Below are 26,392 nucleotides of genomic sequence, written 5' to 3'. Positions count from 1 at the left end.
CTTGTTACTTGTACCGGTACACAATCCGCCCGCGGGTCAGGTCGTACGGGGAAAGCTCGACGACGACCCGATCCTCCGGCAGAATGCGGATGTAGTGCTGCCGCATCTTGCCACTGATATGGGCAAGGACTTTGTGGCCATTGTCCAACTCAACGCGAAATGTCGCGTTGGGCAATGGTTCGACCACTCGGCCCTCGACCTCGATAGCGCCGTCTTTTTTAGCCATGACCTCCACGATCCGTGCCATTGGTTCAGCTTGCGCTGCGCCGCCCCAATGGCCCGGGGGCCATACGAGAGAAGACGCAGAGAGCGCTGCGGACACACCGGTCGTGTGACGAAACCGGATGAGAGCCACGCACAACAACAACCGGCGCGCTGAGCGCACCGTTGATCCATAGTACGCCACAAGGGCGCCTATTTCAAGTCACGAAAAACGCAGGTCAACTCGCGAGAACACCGACGCCGCGAGGACCTTCGGCCAGTATATCGGAGCGGGTCTGGCGGCGCGCGCCGCGCCGCGCCGCCAGACCCGCCTTCCGAGAGAACGAAAAAGCTCTTCCTTGGCGGACCGGATTCCTCTAGAGTCGACCCGTGAGCGACTGGGAAATGCTGCTGCGCGTGGTGGCGGGCGTCGGACTCGGCACGTTGATCGGAGTCGAGCGCCAGTACCGCTCTCGGCGCGCGGGGCTGCGCACCAATGCTCTGGTGGCCGTCGGCTCGACGCTGTTCGTGCTCCTCTCGGCGCACGGCTTCGGCGGGGTCGCGGGAACGCCCGACCCGACCCGGGTCGCGGCGCAGATCGTTTCGGGCATCGGCTTCCTCGGCGGAGGCGTGATCCTGCGCGACGGCTTCTCGGTGCGCGGCCTGAACACCGCCGCGACGCTCTGGTGCACGGCCGCGGTCGGGGCGCTCGCGGGCGCGGGCCTCTATTCCACCGCCATCGTCGGGACAGTCGCAGTCGTCTCCGTCAACATCCTTCTGCGCGTGCTCGGCCGCCAGATCGACCGCTTCCCGTACGCCGAGCAGAACGAGAGCGAAGAGCGCGCCGTCACCTACGAGATCATGGCCACGGTCAAGCCCAAAGCCGCCGTCCGGGTCCGGGCGCAGCTGCTCCAGTCGCTCGGGCGCTCCGATTTCCAGCTCATCGCAATGACCAGCACCGACACCGACGAGGACGGCTTGGTCGAGGTGCGCGCGGAATTCTCCGCCGAGCATCGGGAAGACCGCCAGCTCGAACTCGTCACCGGCCCGCTCAGCCTCGAGCCATCGGTCGGCAGCGTGCGCTGGCGGGTGCGCCCCGAAGAGGAATGATAAAGATTTGATTATATCTTGGATTCTTTTTATGTAGCATGTTATGCGTTCTCTAAATATAATTTCGGCATAACTGGGGAATCCAGGCGCTGATGTATATTCGGCTAGATGGCCAATGTCAGTGTCGACATGAAGCGCCCGGCGGCGCAGCCGAAGCATCCGCTTCGGCGATCCAGACGTCACCACGAGCCTTTGCTCCGCCCCCAAGACGGGGTGTACCTCATGATCGCAGTCCTTTGGATCGCCGCGGCCACCTACGTGCTCATCTCGAAAGACGTGGCGCTTCCGGCAGGGAACAAAGAGCCGAAACAACCCCCGCTGGCCAGCCTCAGCCTCTCTTCGAACGCTAAAAACGTCGCGTACGAAGTGCTCGCGCCCGCCGGACAGGAAGTGACCGTCTCGTATTTGGACGAAAAGGCCCAAACCCAGCTCTTCTCAGGCCCCGCCCCCTGGCGGAGCATTGTGACCACTCGCGATATCGGTTTCGCCGCAGGTGTGACAGCACTCTCGAAAAACGGCCCATTGACCTGCCGAATCAAGGTGGACGACCAAACCATCGACGAGAAGACCGACGGCGGCAGCGACCCGTCGGTCAGCTGCAATCTTGTCGGCTTCCAAAAACTCCCCCTCTAAAGCTGTCTCTTGAAAATCTGAAAACGCAAGCCGGAAGGCACTACATGACACGAGACGGCCACAAGCCTGCCCGTATCTCCTCATTCGTCGCGAGGTTCGCCTTGCCCATCGTGGCCCTTTGGGTTCTCGCGGCAGCGGCTCTCAACCTCGCCGCCCCCACGTTCGAGGACTTGGTCAAGGAGCACGACCGGCCGCTTTTCCCCTCCAACACCGAGTCTGGAGCCGCGCTCGCCCGCACGGGCAAGGCGTTCGGCGAGTCCATCACCAACAACCAAGCCGTCCTCATCGTGGAGAAGGACAAGCCGATGGGCGACGCAGACCGGCAATACCGCATCGAGCTGCTCCACCGCCTCACGGCGGACAAGGCGCATGTGGAGTCGGTGTTCGACATGTGGTCCGACCCGCAGCTGGCAGCCGCCGTGGAGAGCCCGGACAAACAGCTCGCCTACCTGCAGATGGATTTGGCAGGCGATATCGGCTCCCCGAAAGGGTACGACGCGGTCGAGGCGGCGCAGTCGATCATCGACTCTTTGCCCAAGCCCCCCGGCGTCAACGTCTACATCGCAGGCATGGGCCAAGGCGCGGTCGACCAGATCAACGCCGTCCTCGCCGATTCGACCTGGCTCGCGGTCGTCTCCGCCATCCTCATCGCGATCCTTCTCCTCATCGTCTACCGGTCCCCCTCGGTCGCGGTCCTCTCCCTGCTCGGGCTCGGGCTCGTCATCTCGGTGGCCACCCCCGCCGTGAACCTGCTCGTGGAAGCCGGGGCCTTCCCCACCTCGTTGTTCACGAACGCCCTGATGGGAGCCCTCTTGATCGGGGCGGTCACCGACTATTCGATCTTCTTCATCGGCCGCTACCAAGAGAGCAGGCGGCGAGGCCTCGACGTCGACGGCGCGTACCGAGCCGCGTACCGAGGAGTCGCCCCTGTCGTCCTCGCCTCCGGGCTCACCGTGAGCGGCGGGCTGGCCTGCATGGGGTTCGCCCAGCTCGACATCCTCAAGTCCATGGGGCTGCCCTGTTCGTTCGGCCTCGCCGTCGCGACGCTCTACTCGCTCACCGCGACTCCCGCGATCCTGCTGCTCGGCGCGAGACGGTTCGGCCTCTTCGAGCCGCGCCCGCACGGCGACTCCACCACTGTCTGGCGACGGATCGGCGTGCGCGTTGCGCGTTGGCCGAAGCCCGTCTGCGCCGTCGCGTGCGGGGCGTTGGCCGTCTTCATGCTGGCGATCCCCACCGCGAGCTTCAACTACGACGAGACCGCGTTCATCCCGAAGAAGCTGCAGAGCGCGAGAGGCCTGGAGGCGATGCGGGACCACTTCCCCGCGACCCAGCTCTATCCGGAGACCGTGCTCATCCAGTCGACCCACGACCTGCGGAATTCCTCAGACATCGGCGTGCTCGAACAAGCCGCGCAGAAAGTCAGCCAGCTGCCGGATGTCACAGCGGTGCAATGGCTCACCCGCCCGACGGGCGTCCCGCTCAGCCAGACCTCGCTCGGGTACGGCATCGGCTACGCCGGGGCATTGCTCTCGCAGAACGCCGCCCTCATCAAGAACCGTGTCGCGCAGCTGCACAAGCTCACCGACAATTTGAACGAGATCATCGACACCATCGACGGGCTGCAGGGCAAGCTCACTGCCGCAGGACAGCAGACGGGCGGGTTGAAAAGCTCGTCCTCGCAGCTCATGTCGAACTTCAACAAGCTGAACGGCCAGCTGCACGAGTTGCGCCAGATACTCCAGCCCGCGATCGACACGACGGCGGCCAACGACTTGCGCCAATGCCTCGGCGACCAGGAATGCCTCGGGGCGGCGAAAGTCGCGCGGGGCGCCGTCTCCGGTTTCGCCAGCGCGGACCAACTCGCCAAGAGTTTGAAGCAACTGCAGGGCCTCGCGTCCTCGCTCGGCGAGGGCATCTCGAGCTCTGCGGCTTCGATCCCGGTGCTGACCGGCTCCCTCGGCCAATTGCGGGACACCGTCGCCGCGGTCAACACCGCAGTGGAGCCGCTCGTCGCCCAGTTGGGCATCGTCGCCTACCTCATGCAGGACATCGGCAAATCCTCGGCGGGCAACGGCTCCTTCTTCTACTTCCCCGCCGCGCTCCTCGGCGATCCGCGGATCAAACCGTACGTGAACGTCATGTTCTCCCCGGACGGCAAGAGCACCCGCATGATCGTCATGGGCAAGAGCTCGAGCTACAGCTCGGTCGGCATGGACCGCGCCGAGCAGCTCGGGCCCACGGTGGCGGCGGCGTTGCGCGGAACCCAGCTCGAGGGCAGCGTCACAAGCGTGAGCGGGGCCGCTCCGATGGTCGCCGACACGCACACGATCCTCGAGCACGACGAGCGGATCCTGCTCGTCGCCGCGCTCACCGTCATCTTCACCGTCGTGCTGTTCCTGCTGCGCAGCGTGGTCGCGGCAGCAGTCGTCCTCGTTTCCGTCGCGATCTCGTTCCTGTCGACGCTCGGGGTGAGCGTGCTGGTCTGGCAGCACCTGCTCGGCGTCCAACTGCACTGGTCCGTCCCCGCCGCAGTCTTCGCAGTGCTCGTCGCGGTCGGCGCGGACTACAACCTGCTCGTCGTCTCACGGTTCCAAGAAGAGATGCGAGCGGGGATCAGGACCGGGGTCGTCCGGTCGGTCGCGGGCACCGGCGGCGTGGTCACCACGGCGGGCATGGTCTTCGCGATCACGATGTTCTGCCTCCTCGGCTCCAGCCTGCTCCATCTCGCGCAGCTCGGCTTCACCATCGGCGTCGGACTCATCATCGACACCTTCGTGGTGCGCACGTTCATCGTGCCGACCATCGCGGTCATGCTCGGCGAGAAATTCTGGTGGCCGCTGCGGCTGCGCGACCTCAAAGCCTGAACAACCGCAGCCACAGCCGCTCCTTCCAGCCCGCTTGCAATTGCTAGCACTCGTGTTAGCATGGCCACATGCAAAGAGAGACAGGCACCACACTTTTGTCTCATCGTGTGGTGAATGTGAGACGTGAGCTGTCCCGCAAGGGGCACGGGTTCTTCGTCGAACGACATGGCTGGACCTATCTGCTCATCGCGTTTTTGACGTGCGCCGCCGCCGTGTACGTGCTCTCGCAACGCGAGGTCGCGCTGGCCCCGGAGGACGCCAGGCCGCACACTCCGCCGGGTTCCGAGCTCAAGATCTCCCTGCCGCCGAGGCAGATCACGTACGAGGTGACCAGTTCGACCAACAGCCCGATCACCGTGTCGTACCTGGACGAGCACAACCAGACGCATCTCTTCTCCGGGCAGGGACCGTGGCGCACGAGCGTGACGGCGACCGACGCCGCCCCGCCCGCAGGCGTGACGGCGCTGACGAACAACGGCGCCGTGACCTGCAGGATCACGATCGACGGCAAGGTCGTCGACGAGCAGACCCAGTCTGGCGGCACGCCGTCGGTCAGCTGCAACCCCAGCCTCAACGCCCTCCAGCAATTCCAACAGTAGGTCCGACAACTCCATGCAACAGCAGCAACAAGACTCCCGTCTCGCCCGCGTGGCAGGCATTGTCGCGAAATTCTCGATACCGATCGTCGGCCTCTGGATACTCGCCGCCGTCGCGCTCAACCTCATCGCCCCGTCGCTCGGCCAGGTCCTCGCCGAGCACAGCAGCTCGATCTTCCCGGTCAACACCGAATCCGGCGCGGCGCTCAAACACATGGGCCACGCGTTCGGCGAGTCCACCTCGAACAACCAGTCCGTGCTCATCGTCGAGAAGACGACCGGCCCGTTCGACGAAGCCGACCGGCAATACCGCAGCACGCTGGTGCAAAAGCTCAAGGCGGACAAAGAGCATGTCGAGTCGCTCACCGACACCTGGTCCGACCCGCAGCTGGCGGCCATGTCCGAGAGCCCGGACAAGCGGGTGGCGTTTATCCAGATGAACCTGGCGGGCGACATCGGCACTCCGAAGGCGCTCAACTCGGTCCAAGCCGTGCAAGACACCATCCAGTCCGTGCCGAAACCTCCCGGAACCGTCGTCTACAACGCGGGCATGAGCCAAGGAGCCGCCGAAGAGAACGCCGCGATCCAGAACGACGCGGTCAAACTCGGCGCCGTCTCCGCCCTCTTGATCGGCGTCCTGCTGTTCCTGGTCTACCGCTCGTTCTGGGTCGCCTTCCTGCCGCTGCTCACCGTGGGCCTGGCGCTCGCCGTGGCCGATCCTGCGGTGAACATGCTTGTCGGCGCGGGCCTCTTGCCCACGACCCTCTTCACCAACGCGCTCATGGGCGCGCTCATGATGGGGGCCTGCTGCGACTACTCCGTCTTCTTCATCGGCCGCTACCAGGAGGGCAGACGGTCAGGCTTGAGCGTCGACGACGCCTACCTGGCGGCCTATCAGGGCATCGCCCCCGTCGTGGCCGCGTCCGGGCTCACCGTCGCAGGCGCGCTGGCCTGCCTGGACTTCACCCAGCTCGACATGCTCAGGAGCATGGGGACTCCATGCGCGCTCGGCATCCTCGCCTCGGTCGTCTCGGCGCTCACCGTCACCCCGATCGTCCTGCGGGCAGGCGCGAAGCGGTTCGGCTTGTTCGATCCGAAACGCGTGCGCACGACACGAGATTTCTGGCGGCGCACCGGCGTGCGCATCGCGCACCGGCCAAGAACCGTCTTCATGCTGTCGATGCTCCCCCTGCTCCTGCTCATGCTGGCGATCCCCACCGCCGAGCTCAACTACGACGAGCTGGCCTTCATCCCGTCGAACATGAGCAGCTCGAAGGGCATGGCGGCGGTCCAGAAGCATTTCCCTGCGCAACAGATGTACCCCGATATGGTGCTCATCGAGGCGACGCACGACCTGCGGAACTCGAACGACATCGGCGTCCTCGAGCAGACCGCCGCGCAACTGACCAAGCTGCCGGACGTCAACACGGTCCAATGGCTCACCCGTCCGCTCGGCGCGCCGTTGGACCAGACGTCGCTCACCTACAGCGCGGGTTTCGCGAGCAGCATGCTCAAGCAGAACCTCGTCGTCATCAAGCAGCGCACCGAGCAGATGCGGCAGATGACGGACAGTCTCGGATCGATGATCAGCACCATCGACCAGCTGAAGGGGCAGCTCGCGAACGCCCAACAGCAGACCCAGTCGATGAGCGCGCAGTCGGCGCGTATCGCGGCTCCGCTCGCGCAGCTCGAAAAGCAGATCAAGGACCTGCGCACACTGATCGTGCCCGTGCAGGCCTCGCTGTCCGAGCAGGGAGATTGCGCGACGGACGCCGTGTGCGCCGGGGCGAAACGCTCGCTGCAAGGACTGGACCAGCTGGACCAGCTGAGCGCGGGCTTGCGGCAGCTGACCGGCATGACCGCCTCCGCGCAGAACGGTTTGGCCCTCTCTGCGAGCTCGCTGCCCCTCATGGAGAACTCCCTGGTGCAGATGCGCGACATGGCGAACTCGCTCAACGCCTCCCTGCAACCCGTGGCGAGCCAGCTCGACACCGCCGCCGACATCCTGCAAGACCTTGGCAGGAGCTCGAACGGAACCGGAGCCTACTTCTACTTCCCCTCCCAGCTCTTGAACGCGCCCCAGATCAAGCCCTACCTGCAGATGATGTTCTCGCCGGACGGGAAGACCACCCGCATGATCGTCATGGGCAAAGGCTCGAGCTTCAGCAGCGTCGGGATGCAGCGGGCCGGGCAGCTGAAAGCCGTCACCGAGCAAGCCCTCAAAGGGACGCCGCTCGAGGGCAGCGTCGTCAGCGTGAGCGGCAGCGGAGCCATGATCTTTGACGCGCACGAGATCATGGGCAGAGACGGCGCGATCATCGCCGTCGCCGCGCTCACCGTGATCTTCAGCATCGTCCTGATGCTGTTGGGCAGCGTGGTCGCCGCGCTGATCGTCATCGGATCTGTGGTGCTCTCCTGCATGTCGACATACGGCTTGAGCCTGTTCGTCTGGCAGCATCTGCTCGGCGTCCAACTGCACTGGGCGGTGCCTGCGGCGGTCTTCGCCATCCTCATCTCCGTCGGCGCGGACTACAACTTGCTCGTGGCCTCACGCTTCCGGGAGGAGATGGGGGCAGGGGTCAGGACTGGTGTCATCCGGTCCGTCGCAGGCACCGGCGGCGTGGTCACCACGGCGGGCATGGTGTTCGCGTTCACCCAGTTCGCCATGCTGGGCGCGAGCCTGGTCAACCTCGCGCAAATGGGCTTCACGATCGGCATGGGCCTGGTCATCGACACCTTTATCGTGCGAACCTACATCGTGCCCGCCCTCGCGGTGCTCTTGGGCGAGAAGTTCTGGTGGCCATTGCGCCTCGCGGAGCTCAAGCGGTAGCGAACAGGCCGCGCCGCCGCGCTTTCGCGCTGGTATGGTCGTGCCATGACCGCGTCCCGGACCTCCCTCCTCGCTCCGCTCCTCGGTGTCAGTCTGATCGGTTTGGCCGTTCCGGGTTTCGCCCCGAACGCAGCAGCAGACCCGGAAGCCGCCGCGTACTGCGACACCCTCTCCGCCGCGCTGCCGGGGATCGACGCGACCTACAAAGAGCTCAAGAAGACCGCCGACGCGGAGGCCGCAGCTGCCGACGCTCCCCCCGAGGACGAGGACGAGGAAGCCCAGGACGACGCTCCCAAGAAAGCGAAACCGCTCGCAGACTTGGACGAAGCGACCCTGCTGCAACGAGAGATCGAGCTCGCCGACCGCTTGTCGGGCTCGCTCAACGATTTGGCGCATCAAACGCAGGAAGCCGGGCTCAAGCGCATCGCAAAGGAAGCCTCTGACACCGCGGGATCGTTCTCGGGCTCGCTGCGCGAGAAGCAAGACGGGGGCGCCCCCGACGCGGGGCCGCGCTCAAGGCCGAACGAGGACGCCCCCGACCCGGCCGAAACCCCCAACATTGGAATGCTCGGGGGCCTGGTGCACCAGAATCCGACCGGGACCCCCGGCGACGATTGGTACGCCAACCTCAGCTACAGCTCGAACAAGCTGCGCAACGAGATGAACGCGCTCAACCATCTCTGCCAAGCGGTCGATTTGGGCCAGCCGGACGGCTCGGTCGCGCCGGGCGGCCGCCGCGCAGGCGCCTAAGTCGCAGCGGCGCACCGCCCATATCTGTGGGGAACCGCCTGCGGACGCGCCCTGTTCTTCGCGGCCCTGTTCTTCGCGGCCCTGTTCTTCGCGGCCCTGTTCTTCGCGAAATGCTCAGCGGGCGCTAAAACCCTTGCCGAGGAAGGCCAGCTCGTCTGGGACCAGCGACTTCAAGAACGTGTCGTCCTCCGAGGCTCCGTCTTTGACCCCGCCCTGCACCTGCGCCGGGGCGAGCTCGCTGATCAACGCGCGCGCGCCGTCCACGTAGGAGCCGCTCCGGCCGCTGTCGATCCGCAGCGGAACCTTCCGCAGCGTGTCGAGGTAGTTGGAGATCGCGTTCTTCTGGTAGTCGCCGGGGCCGTCGAACGAGCCTTGCGGCGAAGGCGGATTGCGCACCCCGAGCGCGGGGCTCGTCGCGACGATCCCCGCGACCGCTCCGGCATGGGCTTGCTCGTAGAGCGCACCGAGCCGCAACGCTCCGTAGCCGCCCATGCCCCAACCCCAGAACGCCACTTTCGAGATGTCCAGCCCCTTCGTCGCCAAAAGCGGGAGGAGCTCTTCCAGGATCATTTTCCCCGAGTCGACGGTCTTCCCCTGCACGGACCTCGGGTGGTAGAAGGAGTCTGAGCCGTCCGAAGCCTGGGCGTCCACCGAGCAAAGCGCGAACGGGGTGACGCCGCCTGAGACAGCGGTGGTGAGCGCCTCGGCGAGTTGGAGGTCCCGGAAAGGCGAGGTGTGGTCGCCGCCGAGGCGGTGCAACAAAACCACCGGATGCAGCACGGAATGCACGCCAGCGGGACGCTGGATGCTCCACTTCGTGTCCGCGCCGCCCCGCGCGGCCGAGGAGAAGCGCCCTTCCTCGAATTCGGGGTAGTTCTGCGGCGGAGCGGAAGAGGCCTGCGACGGGCCGGCTCCTGCGGAAGCGGATGTCGAGTCTTCGGGCGACCACAGCGCGGCCCCCAGCCCCGCGGCCACCGCTGCGCCAGCACCGCCGACCAACAAGGCGCGCCTGCTCAACGGCGCAACATGAGTGTGTTCGGCGAAGGTCACATCTGTCAGCCTAGAGGATCGCCGGACAGATCTGCGAAACCCGTCGCCAAAGCGTGTCCGAGCGCTGCGGTAGATTGCTGGGCAAGTCCCCATAACTTTGTCAACCACGCCTCAGGAGCGCCGCATGCCCACGCCCTCCCCCGCCGTCGATCCGTCCGAAACTGCGCAGACCGGAGCGACGCGCTACCTCGTGACCGGAGGAACGGGGTTCATCGGCCGCAGCGTCATCGAGCGCCTGCTCGCCCGCGACCCCCGCGCGGTGGTCCACGCCTTGGTCCGGCGCGAGTCGGTCCAAAAGCTCGACAAGCTCAAAGCAGGCTGGGCCGGTGGCGACCGGGTCGTCCCGCTCGTCGGCGAGCTCACCGAACCCGGCTTCGGCGTGGCGGACGGGCTTCCGCAGGCGGACCACCTCGTGCACTTGGCTGCCGTCTACGACATGGCCGCCTCGGATGCGGCCAATCGCGCCGCGAACATCGAGGGGACCCGCAACGCGATCGAAGTGGCGCGCCGGCTCGGCTCCGCCCTGCACCACGTCTCCTCCATCGCGGTGGCCGGAGACCTCGACGGCGAGTTCACCGAGGAGGACTTCGACCTCGGCCAAGGCTTCTTCAACTCGTACCAGGAGACGAAGTTCGAGGCGGAGAAGCTCGTCCGCGCGGCGACCGACCTCGCGTGGCGGGTGTACCGCCCGTCCGCCGTGATCGGCGACTCGCGCACCGGGGCCATCGACAAGATCGACGGCCCGTACTACTTCTTCCCGTTGATCTCTCGGTTCGCGAAACTGCCGAAACTCCTGCCCGTCGCGCTGCCCGATGTGGGGCACCAGAACTTCGTGCCGGTGGACTTCGTCGCCGACGGCATCGTCGCGCTCATCCACTCCTCCACCGCACCCGGAGCCTCCGGACAGCGCGTCTTCCACCTCATGAGCCCCAAGACGCAGTCCTTGCCCGAGCTGTATCGGGCGCTCGCCCCGGCGCATGGCGGGCCGAAGCGGGCCTTCGCCATCCCCCACCCCCTGGTCAAGCCGTTCCTGGCCTTGCTCGGCGGCGAGGCGCTGCGCCCCGTGCGCGAATTGTGGTTCCGCGGCAACCACATCCCGCCGGATGTGTTCGGGCTCATCGGGCTGCCGACGACGTTCGCCACGGCCGAGACCGAGGCCGCCCTCGCGCCGGACGGGATCCGCTGCCCCTCGCTCGCGAGCTACGCGCCGAAGGTCTGGGACTACTGGTACGACAACCTCGACCCCTACCGCTTCGACCGGCCCCACCCGGACGGGCCGCTCGTCGGCAAAGTCGTGCTCATCACCGGGGCTTCCTCGGGCATCGGCCGGGCCACTGCGGTCAACGCAGCCGAGAAAGGCGCGATCACGCTGCTCGTCGCCCGCAGCGGAGAAGACCTCGACGTGGTCGCCAAGGAGATCCGCGCCAAGGGCGGCGTCGCGCACCCCTACGTCTGCGACATCACCGACCCGGACTCGACCGACCTCTTGGTCAAGACCGTGCTCTCGGACCACGACCACGTGGACATCCTGGTGAACAACGCGGGGCGGTCGATCCGGCGCACGGCGGACAAGACCCTCGGCCGCTTCCACGACCTCGAGCGCACCATCGCGATCAACTACTACGGCGCGGCCCGGCTCATCCTTGCGCTGCTGCCGGGCATGCGCGCCCGCCGCGCAGGGCACATCGTGAACGTCACGACGGTCGGCGTGCAGTCGCGGATCAGCCGGTTCTCGGCCTACATCGCCTCGAAGACGGCGCTGGAGGGCTTCAGCGACTGCGTCGCGGGCGAGGTGCTCTCGGACAACGTCACGTTCACGAACATCCGGATGCCGCTCATCCGCACCCCGATGATCGCCCCGACCGAGGACTACCAGACCGTCCGGGCAGCGACCCCCGAGAAGGCCGCCGCGATGGTCGTCCGGGGCATGATCGAGCGGCCAGCCCAGATCGACACCCCCATGGGCACCAGCGCGGAGCTGCTGCGGATCTTCTTCCCCAGGTTCAACGCCTGGCTGATGCACCAGCACTTCCTGAGCGAAGAGGAGTCGCTTGCGGCGGCAGGCCAGCTCTCCGGCGACGAGATCGAGCGCAAGGAGCGCGACGACCCGTCGGCGATCCCGCACAACGCGAACCCGGTGATGAACAAGGTCCGTCGCGGCGCGCGCAAGCTCCGGTTGAACCACTACGGCAGGCGCGTCGCCAATGCGGTGCTCCCGGTCCATTGGTGAGCACCGTCCACTGGTGAGCACGGCCCTCTGGTGATCGCGCTGACGCCCCAGCAAGGGTCGCGGCGCGGCTGAGCACTCGCTGCTATCCTTGCCCTGGAGACGAACACGATACCAGGGGGGATCGCGATGAGACGAGCGCTCGCAGGAGCGATAGCCGGGATGTGCCTTGCGGCTGGGCTGACGGTTCCGAGCAATGCCCTGGCCGATGACGACGACCTGGGCGCTGAGGCTGTCGACCGCTCCATGCGGTGCCCGCTCCGCCAGCAATTGCGCATGCAGCTATCCCCCTTCCAGATCGAAGACGTGCGCCCGGACCGGATCCCCGGCCTGTCGTTATCGTTGCGCGCGGCCGGCGACTGGGCGGAGCCTGACCTCGACGAGTACGGCGCGCTGCGACAAGAGTTGCCGACGGACGAAGGCGAATTCGCCTCCGTCGGCCTGTCGGTCGACACCGCGAAGGACCCCGAGACGCTGCGCGAGATGTTCGCCCACGATCGCCGCGAGGCCCGGTCGGACGCGTACGGTTCGGATCCCGAGACCGTCGTCGCCGACGAGGACGACTTCGAGGGCCGCCCGTCCTGGTTCGTCAGAACGCGGCGCGAACGCTGGCACGGCGGGACGCTCTGCTCCGTGACGGAGCGCTCGGCGCGGAACGTGCTGGTCGAGCACGACGGGAAGACCTACCTCGTCCAGGTCTGGGGTTATGCCGACTGGGAGCCCGACCTCTCTGGGAAGGGCGCGCCCAACCTCTCCGAGAAGGACGCGCCCGACCCCGACGTCTTTGACGAGGTCGCCGACCAGGCCGCGAACGGCCTGGCCATCGCGTCCGCGCCTTCGTCCTGATTCGCCTCGAGGAACTAGACTGCGAGCATGTTGGAGAGGATTCTGCGGGCGTTCTCCGGGGGCAAGGGCGCGTCCGGAAAGAGAAAAAAGGAAAGCCCTCCGGCGCAGCCCCGCCAAGAGCCCGCGCCGCAGCGCGACATCAGCTCGTTCCTGGCCCTCTACGAAGGCCTCGCGCCGCAGCACGACCCCGACGACGAGGAGGCCTTGCGCTTCACGGTCCGCGAGCTCGGGACACTGGTCTGCCCGTCCGGGAAAATCGAGGCCAGCGACCCGTTGCGCTACTTGGGAACCGGATTGGCGCTCGAAGTCCCGCACGGGGCTTACCCGGTGCGCGCCACCCTCGTCCAAAGCAAGGGAGAAGCGTACACCACCGAGGCGTATCTGAGCGTGGTGCTGGCCGACGCGCAGTCGGTGCGCGTCGAGTCCGCCACGGCGACGCCGCTCTGGGACGGGGCGGACGGCCTCGGGCATTTCCACTCGCTCATCGGCGTGGACTCGGGCACGGCAGGATTCGTCGACGTGGGCTCGCTCCCGCTCGTCCTCCCACCGGAGCAGTCCGACCGGCCCGCCCTCGTCCCCGGCGGGAAGCTCGACCACGAGGGGCTGGACACGCTCCTCGCCCTCTTGCCGGACGAGGGAGCCGGGAGCATCGGGCTGCCCGGAGGACAGCGGGGAGAGAATCTGATCCTCTGCCATTCCGGGCAGGGCGACGGAGCCTACGAAGTGCTGGTCACCTTCGCCTCGGACGGACGGGCCACCGGAATCCACATCGATTTCGGCCTACTCGGATTCGAGGAAGACGAGCACTGAACACCAGACTCCGGGGGCCGGATCCCTGGTACCCTGGCCACATGCAACCGGGAGCCGTCCGCCGATGACTGACACCTCGAACCGGTTCGGCAACCCGTTCTCGCCCATGCACGGGATGTGGTACCTGCTCCTGTTCGTGGTGGCCGCAGTGCTCGCGGGCTATATCGGCACGCAGGTCATGCGCAAGAGGCGCTACGAGCGCTTCGCGAACACCGAGCTCCTCGACAAAATCGCGCCTAAACGCCCGAAGCTGGTCCGATACGTCCCGGCGGCGGTCCTACTGGCAGGCCTCTTGTTCCTCACGGTCGCGCTCGCGGGCCCCACCGCCGTGTCCCAGGTCGCGAAGAACCAGGCGACCGTCATCTTGGTCTTGGACATCTCGAAGTCCATGGCGGCCACCGACGTGAAGCCCAGCCGGGTGGACGCCGCACGGGCCGCCGCGATCAAATTCGTCGACGGCATGGCCCCCACCGTGCAGCTGGGCGTTGTGACGTTCGCGGGCAACGCGCAGCCGCTCGTGCGCCCGTCCACCGACCACGAGACCGCGAAGAAGGTCATCGACCAGATGATCCGGCCCGACAAGCTGGAGAAGCAGACCGCGACCGGCGAAGGCATCTACACCGCGCTGCAGCAGATCGAGACCATCGCGGGGGCGCTCGGCGGCAAGAACCACGCCCCGCCCGCGCGGATCGTGCTGGTCTCCGACGGGAAAGAGACCGTGCCCGACGACCTCAACGCACCACGGGGCGCGTACGCCGCCGCCCGCACCGCGAAAGAGAAGCACATCCCCGTGTGCACCATCGCGTTCGGCACCAAATCAGGGAAGATCACCATCGACAACCAGGTGGACGAGGTGCCGGTGGACTTGGAGTCTCTCAAGAAAATCTCGGACCTCTCCAACAGCCCGGGGAACAGCTGCCGGTTCTTCCCTGCGGAGTCGCAGGCCGATCTGGCCCAGATCTACCAGTCGCTCAACGAAGACATCGGCTACGAGCACGTCCGCTCCGAATCCAGCAGGATTTGGGCGTTGTGCGGGACGCTCCTCGTCGCGGGCGCGGCTGGCGCGAGTTTCTTCTTCAACCGCGCCTTGCCATAACGAGAAACTTCCCATGGCGTGGCGGTTTGCCTCGGCATGGCCCGGCACGTTAGGTTTTTCCGCATGACAGATGCTGCCCCGAGTCGTTCAGTCCTGGTTACCGGCGGGAACCGAGGCATCGGCCTCGCCATCGCAAAGCGTCTGAAGGCGGACGGCCACAAGGTCGCGGTCACCTACCGCGAGTCCGGCCCGCCCGCGGAGCTCGGCCTGTTCGGCGTGCAGTGCGACGTGACGAGCACCGAGTCGATCGACCAGGCGTTCACGCAGGTCGAGGAGCACCAAGGCGCGGTCGAGGTGCTCGTCTCCAACGCGGGCATCGTGGCCAACATGCTCATCATCAAGCTCACCGACGACCAGTTCGAGAAGGTGCTCAACGCCAACCTCGTCGGCGCGTACCGGGTCGCCAAGCGCGCCTCTCGCGGCATGATCAAGAACAAGTGGGGCCGGTTCATCTTCATCGGCTCCCTCGTCGGGCTCTCCGGCGCGCAGGGGCAGACCAACTACGCCGCGTCCAAGGCAGGCCTCGTCGGCCTCGCCCGCTCGCTCACCTGGGAGCTCGGCTCGCGCAGCATCACCTCGAACGTCATCGCCCCCGGGTTCATCGACACCGACATGACCAACGGCCTGGACCCGAAGGTCCTCGAAGTCGTCATGCCGCGCATCCCGATGGCCCGGATCGGCCAGCCCGAGGAAGTCGCAGGCGTGGCGAGCTTCCTCGCCGGGCCCGACTCCTCGTTCGTCACCGGCACCGTCATCCCGGTCGACGGCGGCCAGGGCATGGGGCACTAACCACCACCGACAGATAGGAACACGCTATGGGACTCCTCGACGGCAAGACCATCCTGGTCTCCGGCATCATCCACGACTCCTCCATCGCTTTCTCCATCGCGAAGAAGGCGCAGGAGGAAGGCGCGAAGCTCGTGCTGACCGGCTTCGGCCGCCTGCGCCTCGTGGAGGCGATCGCCAAGCGCCTGCCCGAGCCCGCCCCGCTCATCGAGCTGGACGTGCAGAACCCAGAGCACCTGGGCTCCCTCGCGGACAAGGTTCGCGAGCACGCCCCGGACGGCATCGACGGCGCGGTGCACTCCATCGCCTTCGCCCCCCGGCCCACCTTTGAGAGCTTCCTCGGCGCCACCTGGGCCGATGTCGGCCCGGCGCTGGAGATCTCCGCGTACTCGTACGCCGCGCTCGCCCAGGCCCTGTTGCCGGTGCTCAAGGAGGGCTCGTCCCTCATCGGCCTCGACTTCGACTGCTCGCGCGCGGTCCCGTTCTACAACTGGATGGGCGTCGCGAAGCGCGCGCTGGAGTCGGTGAACGAGTACGTCGCGTACAACGTCGGCCACCAGAAGAAGATCCGCTCGAACCTGGTCTGCGCCGGCCCCATCTCCACCATCGCGATGAAGGCCATCGGCAGCGCCGAGGAGAACCTCGGCAAGGGCGTGAAAGACCTCAACGAGGGCTGGAACAACCGCGCGCCGATCGGCTGGGACGTCGAGGACCGCACCCCGGTCGCGAAGACCGCCGTCGCGCTGCTCTCCGACTGGCTGCCCGGCACCACCGGCTCGATCATCTACGTCGACGGCGGCGTGCACTCGGTCGCAGGCTAGGCTGACGGCCGTGCCAACGGTCGACGCGCTCCTGCTGCTCTCTTTTGGCGGGCCGGAAGGCCCGGACGACGTGCTGCCGTTTTTGCGGCGCGTGACCGAGGGCAGGAACGTGCCGGACGAGCGTTTGGCCGAGGTCGCCGAGCACTACTACCATTTCGGCGGGGTCTCCCCGATCAACGCCCTCAACCGGCAGATCATCGCGAACATCGAGCGCGAGCTCGCGGCGCGGGGCTGGGACCTGCCGGTGTATTTCGGCAACCGCAACTGGAGCCCCTTCGTGGAGGACACGGTCGCGCAGATGGCCCGCGACGGCGTGCGACGCGCGCTGGTGTTCGCGACCTCCGCGTGGGGAGGCTATTCGGGAGACGAGCAGTACCGCGAGGACATCGCCCGGGCCCGCGCGGCCGTCGGCGAGGGCGCTCCTGACCTTGTGAAGCTCCCCCAGTTCTACAGCCACCCGCTCTTCGTCGCGGCGTTCGCCGACGCGGCACGCGCGGCGTTCGAGGAGATCCCCCCGCAGCTGCGGGGCGACGCGCGGCTCGTGTTCACCGCGCATTCGGTGCCGCTCGCGAGCAACGGGCGCGAGGTCTACGAGCAACAGGTCCACGAGGCCGCCGCGCTTGTCGCCGCTGCGGCAGGGGCGGGCGCGTTCGACGTGGTCTGGCAGTCTCGCTCCGGCCCGCCGTCGGTCCCCTGGCTGGAGCCGGATATCTGCGACCACATCGAGGCGCTCGCCCGCGACGGGGCGCGAGCCGTCGTCAACTGTCCCATCGGCTTCGTCTCGGACCATGTGGAGGTCGTCTGGGACCTCGACCACGAGGCAAAGGAGCGGGCGGACACGCTCGGCGTGGCATTCGCCAGGGCGAAGACGCCTGGCCCGGATCCCCGTTTCTCGCGAATGGTCGTGGAGCTGGCCGAGTCTGCCGAGCCGGACCGGTAGACTCATCGATGTGACTACTACCACAACAGGAATCGCCCGGCTCGGCGCGGTGTCCATCGACTGCCCCGACCCCGTCGCCCTCGGCGATTTCTATCAGAACGTCCTCGGCCTTGAGGTGATGTTCTCCACCGAGGGGTTCGTCGCGCTCAAAGGGGCAGGCGTGCTGCTCACCTTCCAAAAGGTCGCCGACCACCAGCCGCCGAGCTGGCCGGACGGCCCCGTGCCCAAGCAATTGCACCTCGAGCTCGCGACCGCCGACCTCGACGGCGCGGAGGAGCGGATCCTCGCCCTCGGAGCCTCGAAGGCCGAGACTCAGCCCAATCCAGAACACTGGCGGGTGCTGATCGACCCCGTCGGGCATCCCTTCTGCATCACCAATCTCATTCCGGACTGACCCGACCGGCCAGCGCGGGGCGCACAAGCGGCCATTCCTCCCGCAAGATCGAGTAGAACGCGGAGTCTCGGACGCCGCCGTCGAAAGCAGGCATGTGCGCCCGGCGGATCCCCTCGAACCGGGCGCCGAGTTTTTCGATGGCGCGGCGGCTGCGCGCATTGCGGGCGTCGGTTCGGAACGAGACCCGGATCAGGCCTAAGACGCCGAACCCGTGGTCGAGCATGAGCAGCTTCGCCCCGGTGTTGACCCCCGTGCCCTGGACGCTCGCGGCGAGCCAGGTGTGACCGATCTCCGCGACGGCGGCCGAGGGCCGCACGTCAGTGGCTTCCCAGCGCTCGATCTCGAAGAACCGGGTTGTGCCCACAACGCGATCCTCGCGGCGGTCGACAATCGCGAAGGGCAGGCTGTCGCCCGCTTTCTGCTCGGCCAACGCGCGCGCGACGAACGCGCGCATCGCTGTTTCGCCTGCAGGCACCCCGGTGAACCGGAAGGTGTCGCGCCCAGCCGCTGCCGCTTCGACCAACTGCGGGACGTGCGCTTCGGCGAGCGGGACCAGACGCGCGATGGGGCCTTGCACGACCCCGACGCTACACCGGCCGCAGGCCAAGGTGCTCGCGCAGCGTCGTGCCCTCGTACGCCGTGCGGTACACCCCGCGCTCCTGCAGCGCGGGCACGAGCCAGTCGACGATCTCGTCCAAGCCGCCCGGCACGATGTACGGGGAGATGTTGAACCCGTGGCAGGCTCCGGTCCGCACAAAATGCGCCATCCGGTCGGCGACCTGCGCGGGCGTGCCGATGAACCCGGCGCGGCGCTGCGTGGTCGTCTCCACGATCAGGTCGCGGATGGAGAGGCCGCCGTTCTCCTCGGCGAGCGCCCGCCATTGCGCGGCGACCGCGAGCGGGTCTTTCCCGCCTTGGCCCGACCCCATGGTCTGCGACGTCTCCGCGATGACCGGGTCCTCGGCGGGCAGCGGGCCGTCCGGGTCTAGATGCGAGAGGTCCGTGCCCCAGACCTGCGACACCATGGCGAGCGCGGTCTGGCCCGTCACTTGGCCCCGAGTCACCCAGTCGAACTTCTCCGCGACTTCGCTCTCCCGCTCGGCGAGCACCACCTGCGTTGCCGGGAGGATCTTGATGTCGTCCTCCGGCCGTCCGAACGACCGCAACCGGCCTCGGATGTCGTCCGCGAACGCGAGCGCGTCCGCGTGGTCCGAGCCATGCGCGGAGAAGATCACATCCGCCTCGGCCGCCGCGAAGTCCCGGCCTGCCGGGGAGTCCCCGGCCTGGAAAACAACCGGCCTGCCTTGCGGGCTCGGCGGCAGCGCGGGCACGAGCCGGACGTCGAATTGCGAGCTGCGGAACTCGACCTCCTTGCTGCCGTCTTCGGTCCAACCCGCCCAGATCTCTTTCGCGAGCTGGACGAACTGGCTGGCCCGCTCGTAGCGGAACTGGTGGTCGAGGAAGCCGCCCCGGCGGAAGTTCTCGCCGGTCCAGGCGTTGTCGGTGGTGACGGCGTTCCAGCCCGCCCGTCCGTCGGAGAGGAGGTCGAGGCCGGAGAGCCTGCGCGCGAGGTCGACGGGCTCGTTGTACGTGCAGTTCTGCGTGGCGACCAGCCCGATGCGCGAGGTGATCGCCGCGATCGCCGCGAGCTCGGCGATCGCGTCCGGGCGGCCCGCGACGTCCAGCTCGTGGATCTGGCCCCGCAGCTCGCGCAGTCGCAGGCCCTCGCCGAGGAAGAACGCGTCGAAGAGGCCCCGCTCGGCGGTCTGGGCGATCTCGCGGAAGGTCGCGAAGTCGATTTGCGAGCCGGAGTCCTTGTCGGACCAGATCGTCGTGTGGTTCACGCCCTGGACGAAGACGCCGAGATGGACCTTCGCGTCTGGGCGGCTGGAGTCGGTCACGCGATCTCCTGCCACTCGCCCGGCTTCTTCGCGGCAGGGCGCGCCAGCCCGAGCGTCTCGCGCAGAGTCTGCCCCGGCCTCGGGCCCGCGATCACGCCTGCCTCCAGGAGTTTCGGCGTCACCGCGCGGCCGAGTGCAGACAAGTCCTCGCCGAGCGACCTCGGTCGCAAAAGCACGCCGTCCGCCTCGTCCGCGAGTCCTGCGATGTGCCGCACGAGGGCGTCCTCGGCTCCTGGCGCGGCGAGGTCGATGTCGAGCGCCACAACCGCGAGCGCCCCTTCGACGCGCGCGGGCTCCGTCGTGATCACCACGTCCGCGAGCCCCGGCGGCAGCTCCCCCGCCCTCGCGAAGACCGGGATCTGCCCCTGCGGGCTGCGCGGCGTGATCGAAGGGCCTTTCACCGAGAACCGCTCCCCCGTGAAATCGATGTGCCGGACTTTCGCGCGATCGAGGAACCGCCCGGCCGCCACGTCTCGGATCACGGCGTCGTCCTCCCACGAATCCCACAACGCGCGCGCCACGAGCAGGCTGTCGCGCTGCTCCACCGCCGCGTCCTCGTCCGCCGCTTTCGGCCAGCCGAGCGCCGCAGGATGGGCCTCGCCGAGCGTTCGCGAGGGCAGCCAGCCCGCCCGCCCGTATGAGGCGAAATCCACCGTTTGCAGCTGCACCGCCGTGTGGAACGGCTCGTTATAGGTGGTGGAGACCTCGGCGACCAGGCCGAGCGAGGTGGTCGAAGTCGCGGCGTACGCCGCGCGGCTCACCGCGTCGATCTGCCCATGGGAGCCGGGGGCGTCGCGGAGCACGACGTAGCCGAGCCTCGCGTTCTGCGCCTGCCGGACGATGTCTTTGACCCCCTTCCCGGTGAGCGCCTGACCTTGGTCGATCTCGAAGCCGAGTGTGAACACCACAGGAGGACCAACACTGCGGGCCTGCCACGTTATTCCTCTTGTTCTCATCAGACTGCGCCAAACCCCGTCGCGGCTTCGCTCGCGCCGCCGCTGTCGCCCATATAGCATGGGGACGTGCGCAAGCTCTGCTTTCTCTTCACAGCGGCAATCTCGTTGACAGCGTTCGGCGCTTGTCCGACCGCATCGGCCGACTCGTGCTTCCACGGGATCTACCTCGACGCCCAGGACGGCAAAGCGTACGCGTGCCCCTGGGGCGGCGGCATGGTCCACACGACCCACGGCGACGTGTACGTGGACGTCGGCGGCATCGTGCTCCCGGACTCCGCGTTCGCGTTCGGCGTGCCCGACGACGGCAGCGGCAACGACGACGACGGGGACAACTCGGACAGCAGCAGCGGCGACTGAGGAAGCTCCAACGCCAGCAAACCTGCGAGAAGTGGCGCGACGCACAGGGAATTCACCCTGTTTTCGCAGGCAGGGGCGGCAATCTATCCCTAGACGCGGTCAGGGTTTTTCGGCATAATATCCCCATGCCTTCTCAATCATGTCGTGCCGCCGTTCTTCGCGCAGGCCTTGCAGCGCTCCTCGCAGTCGGGTTGGCGCCCGTCGGCGTCGCCGCAGCCGATCCCGACGCCGATTGGTCGGACGGCTACTTCCACTCCACGGACCAGTACCCGGTGCCGAAACTGATGCTGCTGACGACCTGCACCCCGGACCAAATGCTGGCCGTGGTGAAACGGACCGACCCACGGGAGTTCTCCCGGTGGATGACGGAGTACAAAGTCCACAGCCCCGAAGTGCAGCTGTCCGCGCAAGTCTGGGCCAGGGCGTTCTTCTCGCTCGCCCCGGGAGTCCGAGGACCGCGTCGGGACGTGTCCGAGCGGATCGCAGGCACCTTCGGCGACCCGACCGACCTCATGTACGCGGACCACGCGAAGATTTTTTTCAGCAACCACGCCATCGCCCGACGGATGACGGAGCAATGCGCGGAAGAGCCGAAGGACAACCCCTCGGTCTGGGATTGGTGAGACCGAGCAGCCTTCGCGTTGACGGCTTCGTCCCCTTAGAGGGCCGCCTTTCGGCGCAGCGGACGAGAGCGGACGTTCTGCGGCCACCAGAACCAACGTCCGAGGACCGCGGCGATGGACGGCGTCATGAACGCTCGCACGAGGAACGAGTCGAAGAGGATGCCGAGGCAGATAGCCGTTCCGAGCTGGCCGATGCTGCGCAGGTCGCTGACGATCAACGCCCCCATGGTGAAGGCGAACACGAGGCCCGCTGCGGTCTCCATGCTCCCCGTCGCGCCCATCGCACGGATGATGCCCGTGTTCAGCCCGGCGTGCATTTCCTCTCTGAGCCGCGAGACGAAAAGCAGGTTGTAGTCGGAGCCGACGGCCAGCATGATGATGATCGACACCACGGGCACGGTCCAGTGCAGGGGCATGCCCAGGATGTCCTGCCAGATGAGCACGGACAGCCCGAAGGAGGCGCCGAGCGAGAGGGTGACCGTTCCGACGATGATGATCGCCGCGACCAAGCTCCGCATCAGGACAAGCATGATGATCAAGATGAGGCTCAGCGAGGACACGACCGCGATCATGAGATCGTATATGATCCCGTCCCGCATGTCTTTCACCATGCTCGCCGAACCGGTGATGAAGATCCTCGACCCTTCGAGCGGGGTCCCCTTGACGGCGTCATGCGTTGTGGCCTGGATGAGGGGGATCCGCGACATCCCCTCGACAGACATCGGCTCCCCGTCGTGCGTGATGTAGAAGCGAGCGGCTTTTCCGTCTGGGGAGAGGAATGTCTTGAGCGCTTTCTGGAAATCCGGGCTCTCCAGGGCCTCCGGGCCGATATAGAAGGAATCGTCGATATGGGCGGCGTCGTACGCCTTCCCCATCACGCCCGCGTTCTTCAGCGAGAGCTCCTTCTGCCGCAACTGCCCCTGCTGCGTGCTGTACTGGGCTTGCGTGAGCGAGCGCTGCGTTTTCATCAGCGCGATCATCGGCGGCGTCATCGTCAGCATCTGGGTGGTGAGCACGTCCAATTGCTTCGTCCGGTCGAACGACGTCTCGAACTGGTCGATCGACGTGGAGATGCTGTCCATCGAGTCCATCGAATTGCGCAGGGCCCAACACCAGGACCAGTCGTAGCAGTCGCTGCCGATCCAGTAGAAGATATTGCGCTCCATACGGATGTAATCCTCCATGACGGACGCCTTGTCCTCGGCGTCCTTCATGGTCTGGAGCGAATCTGGCATATCCTTCGTGGCGACCATATGGGAGATATCCGCCATTCGCTTCTGGATGGCGTACATGTCCTCCATGTTCTTGATCTGGAAGTCCATCATGTCGAGCATCTTCTTCGAGTCGGCCAGCCGGGCTTTCTGATACTCGAGGCTCTCCATCGACGTGGGATCCTGCATGCTGATCCCGTATGGGAGCGACGTGTGCGCCATGGGAGTGGTCCCCCCTGGCCTGGTGATGGCTTGCACGCGGGCGATGCCGGGGAGGTGGTAGACGCTCTTGGCGATCCTTTCGAGCACAAGCATGTCGGCGGGGTTGCGCATGTCGTGGTTCGTCTGGACCATGAGCGTCTCGGGGCTCATCCGGCTGATGGAGAAATGCTTGTCCGCGATCTTGTAGCCCATATTCGCGGGCGTGTTCTGCGGCATGAAGCTGCGGTCGTCGTAGCTGGGACGGTAGTTGATCAGCGCGAGGAGGCCCACGAGGGCGATCGCGCAGGACGCGATCAGGACTGGCACGGGCCAACGGACGACCACGGTGCCCACCCGCCGCCAGGCGCGGGTGTTGGCGTCGCCTTTCGGCTCGAAGGCCCCGAAACGGGTGCCTGCCGCGATCACAGCGGGCCCGAGGGTCAAGGAGACCGCGATCGAGACGAGCACGGCGACAGCGCTGGGAGCGGCGATCGTTTTGAACACAGGGAGGCGCGCGAAGCTGAGGCAGTAGAGCGAGCCCGCGACGGTCAAACCGGAGCCGAGGATCACATGGGCGACGCTCCGGACCATGGTGTAGAAGGCGCGTTCCCGGTCTTCGCCCACCCTGCGCGCCGTTTGGTACCGGCCGATGAGGAAGATCGCGTAATCCGTTCCCACAGCAATGGTCAGGGCTGTGACCATCGCCGTCGCAGTCGACGAAAGCCCGATGAGGTGGTAGTGCCCGAGACACGCGACCGCGCCTTGGGCGGCGGCCACCGCGAAACCGACCATCACGAACAGGAGCCCGAGGACGACGATCGACCGGTAGGTGACGATCAGAATCAGCAGCAGCACGACGACCGTGACCAGGTCGACCCTCTTGGCGCTCTCGGTCGCGGAAGCGTTCCCGTCTTGGGCGAGCGCCGCGCCCCCGGTGAGGTAGCCGCGCACCCACGCCGGATGCGGAGTCTTCGCCAAGACGTCCCGCACCACCTGCACGGACTCGTTCGCGAGGGCCTCGCCCTGGTTGCCTGCGAGCGTCACCTGGACATACGAGGCTTTGTCGTCGTCGCTCTGCGCGCCGTCCGCCATCAGCGGATCGCTCCAGAAGTCCCGGATGTTCTGGATGTGCTTGTGGTCCTGCCGCAATTGCGCCAGCACCTTGTCGTAGTACTGGTGCGCCTCGTCGCCGAGCTTGAACGGCCGGTCGGACTCCACGATGATCATGATGGCGCTGTCCGAGTTGGACTCGTGGAACACCTGGCCGATGTGCTTCGCCGCGACCAGCGCGGGCGCGTCGTCCGACGACACGGACACCGCGCGCTCTTTCGCCACCACGTCAAGGGGCGGGGACGCGACATTCGCCACCGCGATCAGCGCCAGCCAGAGCAGAATGACGAGCGGCCAAAGCCTCCGGGTCAGCCGCCCCAAAAGCGGCCTCCTGGCAGAAGTCTCGCTCATGCGTTTCGCACCTCGCAGTAGGTTTGCGCAAAGGGCAGTCTCGCCACGTACTCGTCTTTCAACTCGTCATTCACATAGATACGGCAGCCAAGGACAGCGCTGTCGCCCTGCGCCATAACATTCAACGCGGAGGTGAGCGGCGTCATGGTGAACTCGACCGACCATGGCAGGGAGGTCACGTGCGCCCCCTTGGCGTCGGCGTTCTCGTCCATATAGTTGATGGCGACTGTCGAGCCCGCAGGGCCGAAAACCTCGTAGCGCACGTGCTTGGGGTGGAGATTTCTCGGCTCCTCCAACAATGGGCCGCCGTTCGCGTACTTGTGGTCGGACCCGAACACCCCGTGCAATCGCATATCTGCCACACCTGCGACAAGAAGAACGATCACCACCACGACAGGGATCCACAGTTTTCGCACGAGCACACCAGCGAGACCGCGCTTCCTCGTTCGCCGCACCCAGCTCCAATCTTCCTGTCTCCGCATGAGCCAAAGCTAACCCTACTGCATCCGCACCACACCTGCTCGCTTAATCTCGATCACACCAACTGCGCAGGTACAAAGAAAAAAATGCAGCCAGAAAGGCTCCCGCATGACCGGAAAACCACGCATGCCCGAAAGCCCCGGCCCGCCAGCTCCCCGCATGTCGGAGCGCGATCAGGCCAACCGCGCCCATGCCGCGGACGAGCGTCTGCGCCTCGTCGCCGAGCGGGACGCTTTGCCCGTCGGGGCCGGGCGCGGCGCCGCCCGGCTTTGGCTCGTCCGGCGCAAACTCGCCGACCTCGCCGCGATCGCCGACATCCTCGACGAGAACCTCGACGCGCGGCTCCTCCTCCTCGACGCCCGGTCCGAAGACCGGACGATGGCAGCGATCGCGCTGGGGGATCCGGACACGGCAGACCACGTGGCTGTCACAACGCCAGGGGCGAACGTCGCGGTCTCTCCGGCCGAGGGCCGTTTCGCGGATGTCGCGTGGACCCTCGAAAAACTCGTCAGCGAAGCGCGCGCCCTGAAAAGCTCCGCAGAACAGATCGTCGAGCGGCACAGTCCGCGCGCCGAGACGGTGGCGGCAATCATCTGGCTGGGCTATCAGAGCCCCAACCTCGACGGCCCGGATCGGTGGTCGCCGCTGCGCGGCAGGCTCGACGTGTACTCGACGAGGCGCGCCCGCGCCCGCGCGGGCGCGCTGAGCCAGCTGTACCGCGAGCTCGCCGCGCGAAGACCGGCCCCGCACATCACCGCGATCGGGCATTCGTACGGCTCGCTCGTCACAGCCTTCGCCTTGCGGCTGACCCCGGCCGGCGTGGTGGACGACGCCGTGTTCTGCGGCTCGCCCGGCATTCTGGCCCGCGCGCGCGACGGCGCGAGCCAGCTCAACATGGCCTCGGGACACGTCTACGCCATGATGGCGGACGCGGACGAGATCCGCGACCGCTTCGCCCTGCGCAGGCTGAAGATCTACGGAGCCGAGCCGTCGCTCCTGCCGTGGGTCACGCCATTGGACACCAGCGAAGGCTTCGGGCCCGGCGACGGGCTGCGCCACGCGGCGCCGCCGAGCCACGGCGACTACCCGGTCAGCTACGACAGCGACGGGGACGGCGCTGCGGACCGCTTGTACATGTCCGGCCACAACCTCGCCTGCGTGGTCGCAGGCCACGCGGGCCTCGCGGCAAAGGCCACGTGAGCTCTCGCTGAGATGTTCGAGCGCCGGAACAGCGGTTTGTTGTTA

Annotated in this window: 24 protein-coding genes; 17 read left to right on the top strand and 7 right to left on the bottom strand. The window is 66.8% G+C overall.

Going from position 1 to position 26,392, the window contains the following annotated elements; genetic code table 11:
- Window positions 1-4: 4 nt before the first annotated feature.
- A complete protein-coding gene (gene infA / locus ACRC20_RS04615; RefSeq protein WP_438685260.1) occupies window positions 5-226 on the bottom strand; it encodes a translation initiation factor IF-1 in 222 nt (73 codons plus the stop codon).
- Between the two features lie 365 nt (window positions 227-591).
- Here infA and ACRC20_RS04610 point away from each other — a divergent pair, with 365 nt between their 5' ends.
- The 6 genes from ACRC20_RS04610 (at window position 592) to ACRC20_RS04585 (ending at window position 8,987) form a co-directional block, all read left to right on the top strand.
- Window positions 592-1,311 carry an MgtC/SapB family protein gene (locus tag ACRC20_RS04610; protein WP_438685169.1) on the top strand — a complete coding sequence of 240 codons (720 nt, stop codon included), beginning with the start codon at window positions 592-594 and terminating at the stop codon, window positions 1,309-1,311.
- Window positions 1,312-1,533: 222 nt separating this feature from the next.
- Window positions 1,534-1,944, top strand: a complete 411-nt coding sequence (locus tag ACRC20_RS04605) for an MmpS family transport accessory protein (protein ID WP_438685259.1) — start codon at window positions 1,534-1,536, stop codon at window positions 1,942-1,944.
- Between the two features lie 44 nt (window positions 1,945-1,988).
- A complete protein-coding gene (locus ACRC20_RS04600; protein WP_438685168.1) occupies window positions 1,989-4,811 on the top strand; it encodes an RND family transporter in 2,823 nt (940 codons plus the stop codon).
- A gap of 110 nt (window positions 4,812-4,921) precedes the next feature.
- The gene (locus ACRC20_RS04595) at window positions 4,922-5,410 is read left to right on the top strand and encodes an MmpS family transport accessory protein (RefSeq protein WP_438685167.1); all 489 of its coding nucleotides are present in this window, start codon (window positions 4,922-4,924) and stop codon (window positions 5,408-5,410) included.
- A 13-nt stretch (window positions 5,411-5,423) separates the two neighbouring features.
- Window positions 5,424-8,237 (top strand): RND family transporter, encoded by a 2,814-nt coding sequence (locus ACRC20_RS04590; protein ID WP_438685166.1) that lies wholly within the window; start codon window positions 5,424-5,426, stop codon window positions 8,235-8,237.
- Window positions 8,238-8,282: 45 nt separating this feature from the next.
- Window positions 8,283-8,987 carry a hypothetical protein gene (locus ACRC20_RS04585; protein ID WP_438685165.1) on the top strand — a complete coding sequence of 235 codons (705 nt, stop codon included), beginning with the start codon at window positions 8,283-8,285 and terminating at the stop codon, window positions 8,985-8,987.
- 114 nt (window positions 8,988-9,101) lie between these two features.
- On the opposite strand, the gene ACRC20_RS04580 is transcribed toward ACRC20_RS04585, so the two are convergent.
- Window positions 9,102-10,037: an esterase gene (locus tag ACRC20_RS04580; protein WP_438685164.1), complete on the bottom strand. Its 936-nt coding sequence runs from the start codon at window positions 10,035-10,037 to the stop codon at window positions 9,102-9,104.
- 124 nt (window positions 10,038-10,161) lie between these two features.
- On the opposite strand from ACRC20_RS04580, the gene ACRC20_RS04575 reads away from it, so the two are divergent.
- The 8 genes from ACRC20_RS04575 (at window position 10,162) to ACRC20_RS04540 (ending at window position 17,957) form a co-directional block, all read left to right on the top strand.
- Entirely contained in the window at window positions 10,162-12,267 is a 2,106-nt protein-coding gene (locus ACRC20_RS04575) for an SDR family oxidoreductase (protein ID WP_438685163.1), read from the top strand.
- A 126-nt stretch (window positions 12,268-12,393) separates the two neighbouring features.
- On the top strand, window positions 12,394-13,110 hold the full coding sequence (locus ACRC20_RS04570; protein ID WP_438685162.1) for a hypothetical protein: 717 nt from the start codon (window positions 12,394-12,396) through the stop codon (window positions 13,108-13,110).
- A gap of 27 nt (window positions 13,111-13,137) precedes the next feature.
- Entirely contained in the window at window positions 13,138-13,920 is a 783-nt protein-coding gene (locus tag ACRC20_RS04565; RefSeq protein WP_438685161.1) for a DUF4241 domain-containing protein, read from the top strand.
- Between the two features lie 64 nt (window positions 13,921-13,984).
- The gene (locus tag ACRC20_RS04560; RefSeq protein ID WP_438685160.1) at window positions 13,985-15,016 is read left to right on the top strand and encodes a VWA domain-containing protein; all 1,032 of its coding nucleotides are present in this window, start codon (window positions 13,985-13,987) and stop codon (window positions 15,014-15,016) included.
- A gap of 63 nt (window positions 15,017-15,079) precedes the next feature.
- Window positions 15,080-15,805 carry a 3-oxoacyl-ACP reductase FabG gene (gene fabG, locus ACRC20_RS04555; protein WP_438685159.1) on the top strand — a complete coding sequence of 242 codons (726 nt, stop codon included), beginning with the start codon at window positions 15,080-15,082 and terminating at the stop codon, window positions 15,803-15,805.
- A gap of 26 nt (window positions 15,806-15,831) precedes the next feature.
- Window positions 15,832-16,623 (top strand): NADH-dependent enoyl-ACP reductase InhA, encoded by a 792-nt coding sequence (inhA, locus tag ACRC20_RS04550; protein WP_438685158.1) that lies wholly within the window; start codon window positions 15,832-15,834, stop codon window positions 16,621-16,623.
- A 10-nt stretch (window positions 16,624-16,633) separates the two neighbouring features.
- Entirely contained in the window at window positions 16,634-17,563 is a 930-nt protein-coding gene (locus tag ACRC20_RS04545; protein WP_438685157.1) for a ferrochelatase, read from the top strand.
- 10 nt (window positions 17,564-17,573) lie between these two features.
- Window positions 17,574-17,957 carry a VOC family protein gene (locus tag ACRC20_RS04540; protein ID WP_438685156.1) on the top strand — a complete coding sequence of 128 codons (384 nt, stop codon included), beginning with the start codon at window positions 17,574-17,576 and terminating at the stop codon, window positions 17,955-17,957.
- Here the strand turns inward: ACRC20_RS04540 and ACRC20_RS04535 are convergent.
- Genes ACRC20_RS04535 through ACRC20_RS04525 form a run of 3 tightly spaced genes read right to left on the bottom strand, consistent with a single transcriptional unit; the run spans window position 17,944 to window position 20,766 of the window.
- Window positions 17,944-18,534: a GNAT family N-acetyltransferase gene (locus ACRC20_RS04535; protein WP_438685155.1), complete on the bottom strand. Its 591-nt coding sequence runs from the start codon at window positions 18,532-18,534 to the stop codon at window positions 17,944-17,946. The genes ACRC20_RS04540 and ACRC20_RS04535 overlap by 14 nt on opposite strands.
- Window positions 18,535-18,544: 10 nt before the next feature.
- Complete coding sequence (locus tag ACRC20_RS04530; RefSeq protein ID WP_438685154.1) at window positions 18,545-19,858, bottom strand: NtaA/DmoA family FMN-dependent monooxygenase; 1,314 nt, start codon at window positions 19,856-19,858, stop codon at window positions 18,545-18,547.
- Window positions 19,855-20,766, bottom strand: coding sequence for an LLM class flavin-dependent oxidoreductase (locus ACRC20_RS04525; protein WP_438685153.1), 912 nt, complete (start codon window positions 20,764-20,766; stop codon window positions 19,855-19,857). The genes ACRC20_RS04530 and ACRC20_RS04525 overlap by 4 nt, the downstream gene beginning before the upstream one ends.
- 114 nt (window positions 20,767-20,880) lie before the next feature.
- On the opposite strand from ACRC20_RS04525, the gene ACRC20_RS04520 reads away from it, so the two are divergent.
- Both ACRC20_RS04520 and ACRC20_RS04515 read left to right on the top strand, forming a co-directional pair.
- The gene (locus ACRC20_RS04520; protein WP_438685152.1) at window positions 20,881-21,171 is read left to right on the top strand and encodes an RNA polymerase subunit sigma-70; all 291 of its coding nucleotides are present in this window, start codon (window positions 20,881-20,883) and stop codon (window positions 21,169-21,171) included.
- Window positions 21,172-21,296: 125 nt separating this feature from the next.
- Window positions 21,297-21,794, top strand: coding sequence for a DUF5078 domain-containing protein (locus ACRC20_RS04515; RefSeq protein ID WP_438685151.1), 498 nt, complete (start codon window positions 21,297-21,299; stop codon window positions 21,792-21,794).
- 35 nt (window positions 21,795-21,829) lie between these two features.
- On the opposite strand, the gene ACRC20_RS04510 is transcribed toward ACRC20_RS04515, so the two are convergent.
- Both ACRC20_RS04510 and ACRC20_RS04505 read right to left on the bottom strand, forming a co-directional pair.
- The gene (locus ACRC20_RS04510; RefSeq protein WP_438685150.1) at window positions 21,830-24,667 is read right to left on the bottom strand and encodes an RND family transporter; all 2,838 of its coding nucleotides are present in this window, start codon (window positions 24,665-24,667) and stop codon (window positions 21,830-21,832) included.
- Window positions 24,664-25,020, bottom strand: coding sequence for an MmpS family transport accessory protein (locus ACRC20_RS04505; RefSeq protein WP_438685149.1), 357 nt, complete (start codon window positions 25,018-25,020; stop codon window positions 24,664-24,666). Before ACRC20_RS04505 ends, ACRC20_RS04510 begins: the two co-directional genes overlap by 4 nt.
- 235 nt (window positions 25,021-25,255) lie before the next feature.
- Here ACRC20_RS04505 and ACRC20_RS04500 point away from each other — a divergent pair, with 235 nt between their 5' ends.
- Window positions 25,256-26,347 carry an alpha/beta hydrolase gene (locus ACRC20_RS04500; RefSeq protein ID WP_438685148.1) on the top strand — a complete coding sequence of 364 codons (1,092 nt, stop codon included), beginning with the start codon at window positions 25,256-25,258 and terminating at the stop codon, window positions 26,345-26,347.
- Window positions 26,348-26,392: the final 45 nt, after the last annotated feature.

The organism is Segniliparus sp. (genome assembly GCF_051660745.1).
Taxonomy (GTDB): Bacteria; Actinomycetota; Actinomycetes; order Mycobacteriales; family Mycobacteriaceae; genus Segniliparus.
This window is presented reverse-complemented; position numbering and strand designations above follow the sequence as displayed.

Coding starts and splice junctions, on each gene's coding strand:
- ACRC20_RS04510 (WP_438685150.1), bottom strand. CDS start 24,667: ATGAGCGAGACTTCTGCCAGGAGGCCGCTTTTGGGGCGGCTGACCCGG.
- ACRC20_RS04515 (WP_438685151.1), top strand. CDS start 21,297: ATGCCTTCTCAATCATGTCGTGCCGCCGTTCTTCGCGCAGGCCTTGCA.
- ACRC20_RS04560 (WP_438685160.1), top strand. CDS start 13,985: ATGACTGACACCTCGAACCGGTTCGGCAACCCGTTCTCGCCCATGCAC.
- ACRC20_RS04590 (WP_438685166.1), top strand. CDS start 5,424: ATGCAACAGCAGCAACAAGACTCCCGTCTCGCCCGCGTGGCAGGCATT.
- ACRC20_RS04565 (WP_438685161.1), top strand. CDS start 13,138: ATGTTGGAGAGGATTCTGCGGGCGTTCTCCGGGGGCAAGGGCGCGTCC.
- ACRC20_RS04500 (WP_438685148.1), top strand. CDS start 25,256: ATGACCGGAAAACCACGCATGCCCGAAAGCCCCGGCCCGCCAGCTCCC.
- ACRC20_RS04585 (WP_438685165.1), top strand. CDS start 8,283: ATGACCGCGTCCCGGACCTCCCTCCTCGCTCCGCTCCTCGGTGTCAGT.
- infA (WP_438685260.1), bottom strand. CDS start 226: ATGGCTAAAAAAGACGGCGCTATCGAGGTCGAGGGCCGAGTGGTCGAA.
- ACRC20_RS04605 (WP_438685259.1), top strand. CDS start 1,534: ATGATCGCAGTCCTTTGGATCGCCGCGGCCACCTACGTGCTCATCTCG.
- fabG (WP_438685159.1), top strand. CDS start 15,080: ATGACAGATGCTGCCCCGAGTCGTTCAGTCCTGGTTACCGGCGGGAAC.
- ACRC20_RS04505 (WP_438685149.1), bottom strand. CDS start 25,020: ATGCGATTGCACGGGGTGTTCGGGTCCGACCACAAGTACGCGAACGGC.
- ACRC20_RS04575 (WP_438685163.1), top strand. CDS start 10,162: ATGCCCACGCCCTCCCCCGCCGTCGATCCGTCCGAAACTGCGCAGACC.
- ACRC20_RS04570 (WP_438685162.1), top strand. CDS start 12,394: ATGAGACGAGCGCTCGCAGGAGCGATAGCCGGGATGTGCCTTGCGGCT.
- ACRC20_RS04600 (WP_438685168.1), top strand. CDS start 1,989: ATGACACGAGACGGCCACAAGCCTGCCCGTATCTCCTCATTCGTCGCG.
- inhA (WP_438685158.1), top strand. CDS start 15,832: ATGGGACTCCTCGACGGCAAGACCATCCTGGTCTCCGGCATCATCCAC.